9 protein-coding genes are annotated in these 15283 nt (G+C 64.9%); 1 reads left to right on the top strand and 8 read right to left on the bottom strand.

Features of this window, described 5'->3' with window-relative positions; genetic code table 11:
* Window positions 1–56 precede the first annotated feature (56 nt).
* A complete protein-coding gene (locus tag GQY20_RS12885) occupies window positions 57–1355 on the bottom strand; it encodes an NAD(P)/FAD-dependent oxidoreductase (RefSeq protein WP_157217506.1) in 1299 nt (432 codons plus the stop codon).
* Between the two features lie 100 nt (window positions 1356–1455).
* On the opposite strand from GQY20_RS12885, the gene GQY20_RS12880 reads away from it, so the two are divergent.
* Window positions 1456–2523 (top strand): ABC transporter substrate-binding protein, encoded by a 1068-nt coding sequence (locus GQY20_RS12880; protein WP_157217505.1) that lies wholly within the window; start codon window positions 1456–1458, stop codon window positions 2521–2523.
* A 59-nt stretch (window positions 2524–2582) separates the two neighbouring features.
* Here GQY20_RS12880 and GQY20_RS12875 read toward each other — a convergent pair whose 3' ends face one another.
* The 7 genes from GQY20_RS12875 to GQY20_RS12845 all read right to left on the bottom strand — a co-directional run bounded on the left by GQY20_RS12875 (window position 2583) and on the right by GQY20_RS12845 (window position 15172).
* Window positions 2583–3236, bottom strand: coding sequence for a GntR family transcriptional regulator (locus GQY20_RS12875; RefSeq protein ID WP_157217504.1), 654 nt, complete (start codon window positions 3234–3236; stop codon window positions 2583–2585).
* Window positions 3233–5092: a flavin monoamine oxidase family protein gene (locus GQY20_RS12870; RefSeq protein WP_198350946.1), complete on the bottom strand. Its 1860-nt coding sequence runs from the start codon at window positions 5090–5092 to the stop codon at window positions 3233–3235. Before GQY20_RS12870 ends, GQY20_RS12875 begins: the two co-directional genes overlap by 4 nt.
* A gap of 116 nt (window positions 5093–5208) precedes the next feature.
* Window positions 5209–5619: a GFA family protein gene (locus GQY20_RS12865; protein ID WP_157217502.1), complete on the bottom strand. Its 411-nt coding sequence runs from the start codon at window positions 5617–5619 to the stop codon at window positions 5209–5211.
* Window positions 5620–5681: 62 nt separating this feature from the next.
* Complete coding sequence (locus GQY20_RS12860; RefSeq protein ID WP_157217501.1) at window positions 5682–7130, bottom strand: efflux transporter outer membrane subunit; 1449 nt, start codon at window positions 7128–7130, stop codon at window positions 5682–5684.
* A complete protein-coding gene (locus GQY20_RS12855; protein ID WP_157217500.1) occupies window positions 7127–10456 on the bottom strand; it encodes an efflux RND transporter permease subunit in 3330 nt (1109 codons plus the stop codon). Before GQY20_RS12855 ends, GQY20_RS12860 begins: the two co-directional genes overlap by 4 nt.
* A 172-nt stretch (window positions 10457–10628) precedes the next feature.
* On the bottom strand, window positions 10629–13793 hold the full coding sequence (locus GQY20_RS12850; protein WP_269769736.1) for an efflux RND transporter permease subunit: 3165 nt from the start codon (window positions 13791–13793) through the stop codon (window positions 10629–10631).
* Window positions 13790–15172 carry an MdtA/MuxA family multidrug efflux RND transporter periplasmic adaptor subunit gene (locus GQY20_RS12845; protein ID WP_157217499.1) on the bottom strand — a complete coding sequence of 461 codons (1383 nt, stop codon included), beginning with the start codon at window positions 15170–15172 and terminating at the stop codon, window positions 13790–13792. Before GQY20_RS12845 ends, GQY20_RS12850 begins: the two co-directional genes overlap by 4 nt.
* Window positions 15173–15283 lie beyond the last annotated feature (111 nt).

Here is a 15283-nt window from a genome sequence, read left to right as displayed (position 1 = left end):
TGCACCCGATGCCGAGCGAATAGGCCGCACCGCGGCGACGCAGCAACACCTTGCGATCACAGCCGATCGCGTAGCGCGTAAAAGGACATGGCCGCCACCAGCGTGGGCCAGCGCAGCAACCGGCCGCCGGGAAAGGACGGTACGGGAAGCCGCGTCAAAGCATCGAAGGCGGGGCTGCCGCCGGTGATCGCATCGGCGACGAGCTTGCCGAAATAGGGCGCCAGCAGAACGCCCAGCCCCGAAAAACCGCCGATTCCATAAAGGCCCGGCCGTAGCTCGCGAACATAGGGCAACCGATGCGGCGTGACCGCGAGCGTGCCGCCCCAGGCATAGTCGATGCCGACGTCGGCGAGGCCGGGATAGATGCCCAGCATATGGCGGCGGACGAAGCCGGCAATGTCACCGGGAAAGCTGTAGGAATAATTCTCGCCGCCGCCGAAGAGCAGCCGCTGGTCGGGCGTGATCCGGAAATAATAGACCACGAACCGCGAATCGGAGACGGCATAGCCTCCACGGATCAGGCTTTCGGCACGCTCTCGGCCAAGCGGCTGCGTCACGGCGACGAAATTGTTGATCGGCATCACCCGTGCCTCGATTTCCGGCACGAGACCGCGCAGATAGCCGTTGGCGGCGACGATCACGCGGCCGGCACGCACCTCGCCCCGATCGGTGCGCAGGCGCCAGCCGTCGCCGATATGCTCTATCGCTGTGACGGAGCTCTCTTCTGCCAGCAGCGCGCCTTCCTGCCGCGCCGCCCGGGCGAGGCCGAGCGCCCAATTGAGCGCGTGAAGATGGCCGCCCCGCATGTCGAGCATGCCGCCATGATAGTTGCCGCCGCCCAGCATAGCGCCAAGCTCGTCCCGTTCGACGAAGCGGACATGCTCATAGCCATAAGCCTCGCGCAGATGATCGACCGTCCTGCGGGTATGCGGGACGTAACGCTGCTTGTGATCGACATGCAGCAGGCCCGGGGTGAGATCGCAGGCGATGCCATATTCGCGGATCGCCCAATCCAGATGCTCGCGCGCGTCGAGGCCGATCGCCCAGAGCTGCCGCGCGGCATCGGGACCGAGCTTCGCCTCAAGCCATTCCTGTTCCCGCCGCATGCCGACATGCACCTGGCCGCCATTGCGCCCCGATGCGCCCCAGCCGATGCGCGCAGCCTCCAGCAGGACGACTTGCCTGCCGGCGCGGGCCAGATGAAGCGCCGCGGAAACGCCGGTGTAGCCGCCGCCGACGATCGCGACCTCAGCCTCGTGACTGCCCTCCAGCGGCGGCAGGACGACGTCCTCGTTGCGGGTAGCCGCATACCAACTCGACGGAAAAGCCGGATCGAAAGCGGATGATCGTGTCATTGTGATCACAGCTACGCCAATTTTCGAGCGCGTCAATGTTGACCGGAACCGCAGCGCACCATAGCCTGCCCGCACCGCAACATTGATAGAGGAACCGCCGATGCCTTTCCCTCTTCCCACGCGCCGAGGTTTCCTGGCGGGGCTCGGCACGGCAGCGGTGGGATTGAGCTTCGGCCTGTCGGGCTGTCACAAGGGCTCGGGCAAGAAGATCAACTTCTATAACTGGGACACCTATATCGGGAAGACCACGCTCAAGGACTTCCAGGCTGCGAGTGGCATCGACGTGAACATGAGCCTGTTCGCGAACAATGACGAGCTGTTCGCCAAGCTGCGCGGCGGCAACCAGGGCTATGACGTGATCGTGCCGACCAACGATTTCGTGCAGCGCATGGGCGCCGCGGGCATGTTGATGCCACTCGATCACGCCAAGATCCCGAATTTCAAGAATATCGCACCGGAGTTCCAGGACGTCGCCTTCGATCCCGGCCGCCGCCTATCCATGCCCTACACCTGGCTGGTGCTCGGCATCGGCTATCGCAAGTCCAAGGTACAGGGCGTGCCGGATGACTGGAAATGGGTGTTCGATTCGCCCATGTACAAGGATCGGATCGCTTTGCTTTCCGAAGCAGGCGACCTGTGCCGGCTGGTGTTCAAATATCTCGGCTATCCGATGGACACCAGCGATCCTGCCGCCTTCCGGAAGGCCGAGGAGTTGCTGATCAAGCAGAAACCCTATGTCAAAGCCTTCCATGACGACAACGGGCAGGATCTGCTGCTGGCCGGCGATGTCGACATCGTCATCGAATATAACGGAGATATCGCGCAGGTAATGCGCGAGGATCCTGACCTCAACTTCGTCGTCCCACGCCAGGGGAGCCAGATTTCGTCGGATTGCCTCTGTATCCCGAAGGGTGCGCCCAGCCCCGACCTCGCGCATGAATTCATCAACTATCTGCTCGACGCCAAGGCCGGCGCGGAGATTTCGCAGACCATCCAATATCCGACGCCCAACGCCGCGGCAAAAGCGCTGATGCCGGCCACCTACCGCGACAATCCCGTGATCTTTCCGCCGCAGCCAATTCTCGCGAAATGCGAATATGCCAAATATGCCGGCGAGGCGATCTCTCGACAATATGAAGAGATCATCACGCGCGTCCGGGCAGCGTGAGCGATCGCCGACGTAACACCCTCGTCATGCCGAAACGAGTTCAGCGTGACGAAAACCCCTCAGCCCGCCGCCTCTATCGCGATCAGGGCCATGCCATCTTCGATATCCGCGGTGATCGCCTGCCGCAGCGCCTCTTCGTCGCCGCGGGCGATGGCGTCCAGCGCGACATGATGCTGATCCACGAGCTTGGCGGTGCCCACGCGGCCATAAACGACGCGCATCAGCGGACCGAACTGCAGCCATAAGGTCTCGATCATTCGCGGCAGGATCGTCTTTCCAGACGCGCGATAGATCATGAAATGGAAACGGGCATTGGCCTCCATATAAGCGACCACGTCGCCGCGCAGCAGCGCGGCATCCAGGGCGGCGTCGACCGCCTTGAGCTGCTTGAGCAGCGGCGGGCCGATAAAAGGCAGCGCCTGCGCCGCCGCCTCCGGCTCGATCAGCTTGCGGCAGCGCATCACCTCGTCCAGCCGCTCGGCCGTCATCACCGGCACCGCGATCTTGCGCTTCGAACGGATCTCGACCGCGCCTTCGGCGGCAAGCCGGCTCAGCGCGTCGCGCACCGGCATCTGGCTTACGCCGAGCTGCTGCGCGATGCCCCGGGTGGAAAGGCCGATGCCGGGCGCGATCCGCCCGGCAATCAGCCGCTGACGCAGTTCCTCATAGACGCCGGCGCGCAGCGTATCTTCGGTCTCCTCGGGTTTGCTCAAGCCAGCAACTCACCTATGGCCCGATGCGCCTGATCGATCGCGCTGTCCGTATAGGCGGCAGCACCCGAATCCGAATTGGCGATGGCGATGCGGCCGAAGCGCTGCCTCGCTATGATCTGCGGCTGTTTTTCCGGCGGCAATTCTTCCTCCCACAGGGGATTATATTCCGGCGCATAGCCATGTGGCCAGCGGTTGACCGTGATCGCCGCAATATCCCGCGCCGGATCGAATCCGCCACCCGACAAGGCCCGGCCGAGCTGATCGCGCAAATTGCGCTCGAACGTGGAAAAGGGCGTTTCGAGCAACTCCATACGGCCGACCTTGTTCTGCTCATATTCCGGCAGGCCGGGCGAGCAGGGCACGCGCTCCAGACGAATCAGGATCGGCTCGTCGGGTGAACGCGGACTCTTATAATCGCCGACGTCGACCGTGTCGTTGAGTCCGAAGGAACTGAAATAGCAGCCGGGCGACCAGACATTGGAGACTTTGAGCCTGTCGAACGCATGCCAGTTGGCGAGCGCGACGCTGGTGTAGACGAGCGGGCATTTGACGAGCCCGTGCAGCGCGGCCTTCTGAGGCTCTGGCAGTTCCGGAACAAGATAGGGAATCATCATATTATAGCCAGCCAGAACGCACTGCCCCGCGCGTACCGTCTTGAGCTTGCCCGCGCTGATATAGGTGATCTCCACCTCCTTCGCGCTTGCCGGATCGCCAAGATTGCGCGCCTTGAGCACGACGCTGCTCAGCCGGATGCGGACCTGCTGGCCTGGCCGATCGAGCCGCGCATAATCGGCCCGCGCCGTGACGCAATCGGGCGCCGAATGGCCCGGCATCGCCTCCGGGATCAACGCGCGCACCAGCAGTCGCGCGATCGTCGCGTTACCATCCGGAAAATGCAGCGTGTAGGATCCGCCGGTGTCGGCGTAACCCCGCGGCGTGTAACCCATGCGCGGGATTCCGCCCGGATCGAGCTTGAGGCCCTGAAAGCCGGAGAATTTCATCGCCCAGCAATCGAGCGCGGTGACGGCATCGATGCCGACGCCCCACCAGCCGTGCGAGCGCGGTTGATAGAAGGGCAAGGTCGCGGGATCGATCTTTGCGATCTTGGTCAGATAGTCGGCATAGCTCATCCGCGACAGCCGTTCCTTCTTCTCGGCGGAAGAAAGGCCCGGCATATAATCGGTCTCGCCATCCTCGATGCGGGCGATGTCCGCGCGGATGGCTGGCGCGATCGGCGCCGCCTTCAGCACGGCGGCCCAATTGCCGTCGCCGACGCCGCCCACGAACGCGTCGGTCCCGAAATTCTCGCGATCGAAGAATAGGCCGCGGCCCATTCCGCGGCTTCCGTAAAAATCTTCCTTCTCGATCGATTTCATTCCGTCCGGATCGATCCCGATCTTGCGGATCAGCCCATCGGCAACGCGACTGTAGGGGCGCGGACTGTCGATGCCGAGCGTGCCGCCGTTGAGCAGGTTGAGCCGGCCGCCGAGATGGAATTCGTTGCGCTTGGCATGGCCGCCGAAATCATCGTGGTTGTCGAGGATCAGGATACGGGCATCGGGCTTGGCCTGTCGGAAGAAATAGGCGGCCGACAAGCCGCTGATGCCGCCGCCGACGACGATGAGATCATAGCGCTCCCCGCTGTCGAGCGGCGGCGGGAAACTCTGACCGTCGCGCAGCGCATGCGCATTTTCGAACGAACCGGGATGCGAGCCGCGCATGCCGGTCCGCATCGGCGGATAGTCATCGGCTTGCGAGGCGGCCGCGCCGGTCGGCAAGGCGGACAGCGCCGCCAGGCCGGCCGCTCCCAGTGCCGAATCGTGGAGGAAATCCCGCCGTGTGATCGCCCGATCCATGCCAAGATCACGATCGGACGCTCGCCGTTCATCAGCCATTTTCGCAGACTCCACGCCGCCTCTTGCGGCGTTGGAGAGCAAACTAAGATCACAGTTTGTCGGCTGTCAATTCACTGTCACACCGAGCCGTCCGGCCCCGCATCCGGATAGCGTGTCAGATGATCCGCAGTTTCGAACCAGCCTATCCTGCTGCCATGCCAGATATGGAATTCGGGCGGGCTCGCTTCCGGCACGTCCAGCGTCGCGATCGCGATGTCGATCGTATCGATCTGATAGTCGACATGCATGGCGATCTGGCAGCCGCAATCGCCGCAAAACCAGCGCTCGCCGATAGGCGACGAGCGGTGTCGCCGGGGATTGCCCTGCTCGACGACGAAGGCGTCGCGCGGCACCGTGCCGAACACCAGCACCGGCGCGCCGGACGCGCGCTGACAATTGCGGCAATGGCAATAAGCAACGGCCTGCGGCGCCTCGGCCAGCCGATAGCGGATGGCGCCGCACAGGCAGCCGCCCTTCGATTCCGTCATGCCGTCTCTCCTGCGAACTTCACCGACGCATATCGCGGTATAGGCGGTGCGGCCTTCGCCGGCTATTTCGCAGGATCGCTGTCCACCCAGGTTCCGCCGATCGCCTGAATGAGCGTGATCGCGGCGACCTGACGGTCGACGATCGCGCTCGCTTCCGTCTGGCGGGCGCTGAGCGCCGTGGTCTGTGCCGTGATCACATCGGTATAGGCGATGATACCGGCGACATATTGGTTCTGGGTGAGCTGCTCGACCCGGTTGGCAGCGACGGCGGCGGCGACACGCTCATCGCCTACCGTCTTCAGCACGCGCACCGCGGCAAGTTCGTCCTCGGTCTGCTGGAAAGCGGTGAGAACGATCTGGCGGTAGGTGGCAACCGCTTCGTCATAGGCGGCACGCGCCTGCCGCACCTGCGCCGCGCGGGCACCGAAATCGAGCAGGGTGAGCGCACCGGTCGCGCCCAGCGACCAGACGCTGCTCACCGCCTTGAGAAGATTGCCCAGCGAACTCGAATTGCCGCCGACCGACCCGCTGAGCCCGATGGTCGGGAAGAAGGCGGCGCGGGCGATGCCGATCTGCTGATTGGCGGCGGCAACACGGCGTTCGGCCGCCGCGACGTCCGGCCGGCGCTCGATCAGCGCGGAGGGCAGGATGCCCGGCACGTCGGGTACGGCGCGGTTCCAGGCGGCCGGGGCGATCGAGAAGGTGGACGGGCTTTCACCGACAAGCACGGCGATCGCATGCTCGAAAATTGCCCGCTGCCGCACCAGATCGGCGGCGCTGGCGCGAGCCGTACGCAGCTGGGTTTCCGCCTGAAGCACGTCGACACGGGCAACCACGCCCGAATTATAGCGATTGGTGGTGATCGTCAGCGCACGCTCATAAGCGCTGATCGTGTCGGCGAGGATCAGTTGCTGCGCCTCGATGCCGCGGAGCTGAACATAATCCAGAGCGAGTTCGCCCTGCGCCGAGAGTGCGGCGTTCACCAGATCGGCATGGCTCGCCTGGGCGTTCGCCTTGGCCTGGCGCACGGTCGATCCGATGCGGCCCCATAGATCCGGCTCCCAACTCGCGCCGATCGAGACGGTGTAGCGCTTGCTGCCGTTGCTCGAGCTGTTCTGGACGCCACCGGAATTGTTGATCGTCGTCGTCCCGCTGCCGAAGGTACCGGCGCGAGTGGCATCGGCGGAAAGATCGACGGTCGGCAACAAGGCGGCACGCTGCTCGCTCACCGTGGCACGCGCCTGGCGATAGGCAGCTTCGGCAGCAGCCAGATTCTGGTTCGAAACGAGCACGCGCGCCTCGAGATCGTCCAGCACGGGATCGCCGAACAGCTTCCACCACTGGCCCTTGGCGATATCGTCCGCAGGCTGGGCGGTGCGCCAGCCGGCCTCTTCCTTGAAGCCCGCCGGGATCGGCTGCGCCGGACGGCTGTAATGAGGCGCCATGCTGCATCCGGAAAGCAGCATCGCCGCCAGCACCGGCACGGTCGTGGCTGCGCGCAAGAGGCTCATGCGGATATGTTTCCCTGTGTGGGTGAGATCGGACGGTCGCTGTGGCGTGCGAGCAGCCTTTCGTTGGGCGAGCGGCGGCGGAAGCGATCGAGCGCGAGATAGACGACCGGTGTGGTCAGCAGCGTGAGGAACTGGCTCGCGATCAGGCCGCCGACGATGGCGATGCCGAGCGGCCGACGCAGCTCCGCCCCCTCACCGAAACCGATGGCGAGCGGCAGCGCGCCGAAGGCTGCGGCGAGCGTCGTCATCAGGATCGGGCGGAAGCGCAGCAGCGATGCCTCGCGGATCGCCTCGAACGGCGTCAGCCCCCGCGCCCGTTCCGCATCCAGCGCGAAATCGATGATCATGATCGCGTTCTTCTTCACGATGCCGATCAGCAGGATGAGGCCGATCAGGGCGATCAGATCGAATTCCGATCCGGTGATCATCAGCGCGATCACCGCTCCCAGCCCTGCCGACGGCAAGGTGGAGAGCACGGTGAGCGGATGGATGGCGCTTTCGTAGAGGATGCCGAGCACGATGTAGATCACCAGCAGCGCCGACAGGATGAGGATCGGCGTCGACGACGTCGATTGCTGGAACACCTGGGCGGTGCCGGCAAAGCTGCCATGCACCATCGACGGCAGGCCAAGCGAGGCCTGGACCGACTGGATCCCCTGGGAGGCCTGGCCAAGCGAATAGCCGTTGGCGGTGTTGAACGAGATGGTGGTGGCGGGCGCCCCGTCCTGGTGATTGACCGAAGCCGCGGTGGACCCCGTCGCCCAGGTTGCGATCGTGGACAAGGGCGTCATGCTGGACGGCGCGGTATTGACGGCTGCGCCCGTGGCCGCGCCGGCGGCCTGCCCCGTGGTCGACACCGGCGAGGATCCGCCGGTCGCCGATCCGACGATGGTGGAGCCGTTGACCGTGGTGGTGTTCGTCGTCGCGCCGGCCGAGCTCGCCGCGCTCGACGAAGCGGCGGTGCCCGAGATGCTTGATGTGGTGGACGTAGCTGTCGTCGTGGTCGCCGTACTCGCGGTCGGCACATAGACGTTGCTGAGCTGGTCCGGCGAACGGGTGAGCTCGGGAGAAACGCCCATCACCACATGATATTGGTTGAGCCCACTGTAGATCGTCGCGACCTGCCGCTGGCCGAAACCGTCGTAGAGGGTGTTGTCGACCATCTGCGGCGTGACGCCCAGGCGGCTGGCGCTATCGCGGTCGATCGTCACATAGACTTCCGCCGCGCCATCGGCCTGATCCGTATCGACGTCGGTCACCGAACGCTCGCTCTTGAGCGCGACGGCGAGCTTCTCCGCCGAATCCTGCAACACCTTCTGATCGTCGGCCTTCAACGTATATTGGTAGGTGCTGTTGGACGATCGCCCGCCGACGCGCATGTCCTGCACCGGATTGAGGAAGACGCTGACGCCGGTGATCTTGGCGAGCTTGGGCCTCAGCCGCGTGATCACGTCCCGGCTGGAATCGCGCTGGCTCTTGGGCTTCAGCACGACGAACATGAAGCCGCCGCCCGCGCGCGAGCCGCCGGTGAAGGCGACGACATTCTGGACTGCCCGATCGTGGCGGATGATCTTCACGATCGCCTGCAGCTTGGTCTGCATGTCCAGGAAGGAAATGCTCTGATCGGCGCGCAGGCCGCCCTGCAGCGATCCGGTATCCTGTTCCGGGAAGAAACCTTTCTGCACCTGAATCAGCAGGAAGATGTTGAGCGCCACGGCGCCCGCGAGCAGCAGCAGCATCGTCGCCCGGTTGGCCAGCGCCCAATCGAGATTGCGGGCATAGCTGCGCTGCACCCGATCGAATTGCCGTTCGGCGAAATCGGACAGGCGGCTGGCCTTTTCCTTCGGCTTGTCGCGCAGGATCAGCGATGCGAGCATCGGCGTCGTCGTCAGCGAGATGACGAGGCTGATCAGCACGGCGACCGTCATCGTCACCGCGAATTCACGGAAAAGGCGGCCGATGATGCCGCCCATGAACAGCAGCGGGATGAACACCGCGACGAGGCTGAGCGAGATGGAAAGGACGGTGAAACCCACTTCGCGCGCGCCACGCAGCGACGCCTGGCGACGGCTCATTCCCTCTTCGATGTGGCGGCTGATATTCTCCAGCACCACGATCGCATCGTCGACGACGAAGCCGGTCGCGACGGTGAGCGCCATCAGTGATAGGTTGTTGAGGCTGAAGCCGAGCAGGTACATCACGCCGAGCGTGCCGAGCAGCGATACGACCACGGCCACGGCCGGCACGATGGTGGCACGCAGCGAACGCAGGAAGACGCTGACGACCATGACCACCAGCAAGGTGGCGATGACGAGCGTGATCTCCACCTCGTGCAGCGAGGCCCGGATCGTGGTCGTCCGGTCCGACGCGACCGAAAGCTTGATGTCCGCCGGCATGGCGGCCTGCAGCGCCGGCAGCTGTGCCTTCACCGCATCGACCGTGGCGACGATATTGGCGCCGGGCTGTCGGCTGATGATGATGGTCACCGCCCGCTGCCCGTTGAACAGGCCCATGGTGCGGATGTCCTCCGGGCCGTCATAGACTTTCGCGACATCCGACAGGCGGACGGCGATGCCGTTGCGCCAGGCGACGATGAGGTCGTGATAGTCCGCGGCCTTCAATCCCGGCTTGTCGCCATAAAGCTGATAGGCGGTATCCCCGCTCTCCATCACGCCGCGGGGACGGTTGGCATCGCTGGCGGATACCGCAGTGCGGACATCCTCCAGCGGAATGCCATAGCGCGCCAGGGCCAGCGGATTGAGGTCGATGCGGACCGCTGGCAGCGCCGCGCCGCCCAGCTCGACGCCGCCGACGCCCTGCACCTGCAGCAGCCGCTGCTGCACGACATTGGACACGGCATCGTAGATTTCCGCCGGAGAGCGCGTCTTCGACGTGAGCGCGATGATCATGATCGGCGCATCGGCCGGATTCATCTTGCTGTAGCTGGGATTGGTCTTGAGCGTGGCGGGCAGATCCGCGCGCGCGGCATTGATCGCCGCCTGCACGTCGCGCGCGGCGCCGTCGATATTGCGCGACAGATCGAATTGGAGGGTGATCCGCGTCGAGCCTATGCCCGATTGGGAGGTCATTTCGGTGACGCCCGCGATCGTTCCCAGGCGCCGTTCCAGCGGGGAGGCGACGCTGGTCGCCATCGTCGTCGGCGACGCGCCCGCCAGGTTGGCCTGCACCATCACCGTCGGGAAATCGACCTGCGGCAGCGGCGCCACGGGCAGTACGAAGAAGGCCGCGATGCCGGTCAGCGCAAGGCCGATAGTCAGCAGCAGCGTGCCGATCGGCCGGCGGATGAAGGGTGCCGAGATGTTCACGGCCTGCGCCTTCCGTTCTTCATCCTCCCCCAAAGGGGGAGAGGGACCGCGCGAAGCGCGGTGGAGGGGTTCTCGCCAACTGCATGCGTCACATGGATTGTGAGCGGGGCCCCTCCACCATGCTTCGCATGGTCCCCCTCCCCCTTTGGGGGAGGATGACAGGTAAGACCCCTCACGCGCCGCTCTCCAGCGGCAACTCGGGCTGCGCGTCGCTGCGGCGGCGGAACCGCTCGGACAGGCGCTCGAAGGCCAGGAAGATCACCGGCGTGGTGAACAAGGTCAGCGCCTGACTGAGGATCAGGCCGCCCGCGATGGCGAGGCCGAGCGGGCGGCGGAGCTCCGATCCCATGCCGGTGCCGAAGATCAGCGGGATGGCGGCGAACAGCGCGGCGAAGGTGGTCATCATGATCGGGCGGAAACGCAGCATGGCGGCCTGGCGGATCGCCGTGTCGGCATCCTTGCCCTCCTGCCGCTGCGCATCGATCGCGAAGTCTATCATCATGATCGCGTTCTTCTTCACGATGCCGATCAGCAGCACGATGCCGATGATCCCGATGACGCCCAGATCGTTGCCCGTCACCAACAGCGCGAGCAGCGCGCCGATGCCGGCCGAAGGCAGCGTCGACAGAATCGTCACCGGATGGACGAAGCTCTCATAGAGCACGCCGAGCACGATATAGACGACCACGATCGCGGCAAGGATCAGCCAGATCTCGTTGGACAGGCTCGCGCGGAAGGCGTCGGCCGCACCGAGGAACTTGGTGGTGATTAGCTCGTCCGGGAAACCGATGCGCTTCTGAGCGGCCGTGATCGCATCGACCGCGCCGCCCAGTGATTCGCCGGGGGCCAGATCGAAGCCGATCGTTGCGGCGGGGAACTGCGAGACGCGTGAGACCTGGAGCGGCGCCGTACCGCGCACGACGGTGGCTACGGTGGTGAGCGGCACGGACGTGCCGCTGCTCGTTGCGATGTACAATCGGGACAGCGCTTCAGGCGTTTCCAGCATGTCGGGCTGGCTCTCGAGGATCACGCGATATTGGCTGGACTGGGTGAAGATGGTCGAGATGATGCGCTGGCCGAAGGCGTTGTAGAGCGCGCTGTCCACCGCCGAGGCGCTGATGCCGAGCCGGGCCGCCGAATCGCGGTTGAGCTGGACGGTGACGGCGGGGCCGTTGGTCAGTACGTCCGACACGACATGGCGCACCTTGGAGACATGCTGCAGTTCGGCGACCAGCTTGCCCGCCCATTCGTCGATCACCGCCTGATCCGCGCCTTGCAGCGCGAAGCGATAGGCGGTCGGCCCGCCTTCGGCATCGATCGTCAGATCCTGTACCGGCCGCACGTAGAAAGTGACGCCGGGGATATGCGCCACGCTCTCCTGCAGCCGCTTGATCAGCTTCGCCTGGCTGCCGCTCCGATCGCTGTCGTCCTTGAGGTTGATCAGCATACGGCCCTGATTGAGCGTCGCATTCTTGCCGTCCACGCCGACATTGGAGCTGAGGCTGGAGACGTCCGGATCCTTGAGGATCGTGTCGGCCACCTGCTCCTGCAGATCGGACATCCGCGCGAAGGATACCCCCTGCCCCGCCTGCACGACCGCCTGGAGCTGGCCAGTATCCTGTTCGGGGAACAGCCCCTTCGGCACCAGCACGAACAGCAGCGCGGTGAGCGCCAGCGTGCAGGCGAAGACCACCATCGTCGCCCGCTGCCGCGCCAGCACCCAATCGAGCCAATGGCGATAGCGATCCGCCAAGCGCTCGAACCAGCCCTGGGTGATCTCGACGATACGGATCTTGCGGATCTCTTCCTCCGGCTTGAGCCAGCGGGCGGAGAGCATCGGGACGAGCGTGAGCGCGACCACCGCGGAGATCAGAATGGTCACCGCGAGCGTCACCGCGAACTCGCGGAACAGCCGGCCGACGACATCGCCCATGAACAGCAACGGGATCAGCACCGCGACGAGGCTGACGGTGAGGGAGATGATGGTGAAGCCGATCTCGCTCGATCCCTTGAGCGCGGCGGTGAAGGGGCGCTCGCCCTTTTCGAGATGACGGGCGATATTCTCGGTCACGACGATGGCGTCGTCGACCACGAAGCCGGACGCGATGGTGAGCGCCATCAGTGAGAGATTGTTGAGGCTGAAGCCCAGCATGTACATCGCGCCGAAGGTGCCGATCAGCGACAGCGGCACGGAGATGGACGCGATGAGCGTCGCCTGCGGACTTCCCAGGAACAGGAAGATCGCCAGCGTCACCAGGATGACGGCGAACACCAGCTCCATCTGCACGTCATGCACGGAAGCGCGGATGCCGGTGGTGCGGTCGGTCAGCAGAGTGACATGGACGTCGGCCGGCAGCGCAGCTTCCAGACTGGGCAGCGCCTGCTTGATCATGTCGACGGTCTGGATGACGTTGGCGCCCGGCTGGCGTTGCACATCCAGCACGATCGCAGGGGTGCGGTTCATCCACGCACCGATGCGGCGGTTTTCGGAGGCATCGACGACGTTGGCGACGTCCGACAGGCGCACCGGATCACCGCCCTGATGCGCGATGATCAGGCTCCGATACTCTTCGGCGGTGGCGAGTTGATCATTGGCGTCAATCGACCAGGATCGCGTCGGCCCGTCGAAGCTGCCCTTGGCACCGTTGACGTTCGCGCTGGCGATCACGCTGCGCAGCTGATCCATCGAAATGCCGCGCGATGCGAGCGCCTGGACGTTCGCCTGGATGCGCACCGCGGGCCGCTGCCCGCCGGACAGCGAGACCAGGCCGACGCCGGAAATCTGGGCGATCTTGTTGGCGACACGCTGGTCGACAAGATTCTGGACTTCCGAGAGGGTCCGCGTCTTCGACGTGATACCCAGGCTGAGGACCGGCGCGTCGGCGGGATTGACCTTGGCATAGATGGGCGGCGCCGGCAGATCGGACGGCAGCAGCGTGCCCGCGGCGTTGATCGCCGCCTGCACCTCCTGCTCGGCTACGTCCAGCGACAGGTCGAGATTGAACTGGAGGGTGATCACCGATGCGCCGGCCGACGACACCGAAGACATGCGGGACAGCCCGGCCATCTCGCCGAACTGCCGCTCCAGCGGGGCCGTCACCGTCATCCCCATTACGTCCGGGCTCGCGCCGGGATAGAGGGTGCTCACCTGGATGGTGGGATAATCGACCTCCGGCAACGCCGAGAGCGGCAGCATGCGATAGGCGATGAGCCCCGACAGCAGGATCGCGAGCATGAACAGCGTGGTCGCGACCGGCCTCAGGATGAAGGGCCGGGAGGGATTGGCCGAAGGCGCGGTGATCGCGTCGGCTTCCTCCTCGCTGCGTTCGTCGGTCACTGGGCGCCGCCGTCCGCATTGTGACGGCGACGGTGCTGCTGCCTTTCGCCGGACTGGTTGCCATCGGCCGGTGTGGATCCATTGTCGCCGCCGGCAGCACCCTCGCCGCGCCGGTGGCGTCCCGAGCCACCACCATTGTCGCTGCCGCTGCCGAATAGCCAGCCGAACAAACCACCGCTGCTGCGATTGCCCCGGCCGCTGCGCGGCGCATCACCGGGCAGCTGCACCCTGGACCCGTCGTCGAGATTGTCCGCGCCTTCGGTGATCACTGTCTGGCCTAGCGCGACGCCGGAGAGAATGACGATGTTCTTCTCGTTCGCCGGACCAGTCTTCACGGTCTGAAGCTTCACCGTCTTGTCCGGCTGGAGCAGGAAGACGAAATCGCCTTGCGCGCCATGCCGCACAGCCGTCACCGGGATGGCGACCGCATTGCGAAGCGTATCGACCAGGATGTTCACATTGACGAACTGGTTAGGGAACAGCTTGCCATCCGGATTGGGAAAGCGCGCCTTGGCCTTCACGGTGCCGGTGGTGGCATCGATCTGATTGTCGAAGGTCAGGAAGCGCCCCTGCGAGAGCAAGGTCACGCCGCTCTGATCATAGGCGGAGACCGAAAGACCGTCGCTCGTCGCCGCCTTGGCCTGCACCGTAGGCAGCTTGTCCTGCGGCACGGCAAAGCTGACGTCGATCGGCGTCGTCTGAGTAATCACGACGATGCCGTTGGTATCACTGGGTGTAAGATAATTACCGATATCGGCCTGGCGCAAACCGACACGGCCGGAAACCGGCGCGGTGATCGCGGTATAGGCGAGATTGAGCCTCGCCGTGCCGATCGCCGCCCGATCCGCACCGACCGTGCCTTCGAGCTGCTTGACGGTGGCGGCCTGGGTATCGACCTGCTGGCTCGCGATCGAGTCCTGCTTGAGCAGTGTCTGATAGCGTTTGAGATCCGTGCGGGCGAGGTTGAGCTGCGCATCGTCGCGCGCGAGATTGGCCTCAGCCTGGGCAAGCGCGAGACGGTAGGGACGCGGATCGATCTGCGCGAGCAGTTGGCCCTTGGTCACCATCTGGCCTTCGGTGAAATGGATGCTGAACAACACACCGGAGAGCTGCGGACGGACGGTCGCGGTGGTGATCGGCTGGACGGTGCCGATCGCTGCCAGCGTCACCGGCATTTCCAGCGCAGCGGCCTTGGCCGTACCGACCGTCGCCGCCGGGCGACCGCGGCCACCCCGTCCGCCCGGCCCGCCACCGCCCGCGCCGTCGGAGCTGCCGGAGGTGAGATACCAGGCGACGAGCCCGACGAAGACGAGCACGACCGCCGCGATCACGAAATTCTTGCGCCTGCGGCGGCTTTGATCGAGCTCGAGTTCGTCCATGAAATCCCGTCCTTCCGATCGAGGCATAAAACCGCCCACGGATAATCGGCCGTGGCATCCGGCGTTTACGGAAAGATTTCAATCATGAAAAAAGCCGGGGAGAAACCTCTC

The organism is Flavisphingomonas formosensis (genome assembly GCF_009755815.1).
Classification (GTDB): domain Bacteria; phylum Pseudomonadota; class Alphaproteobacteria; order Sphingomonadales; family Sphingomonadaceae; genus Flavisphingomonas; species Flavisphingomonas formosensis.
The sequence above is the reverse complement of the archived record's forward strand: the minus strand, read 5'-3'. Positions and strand labels throughout refer to the sequence as shown.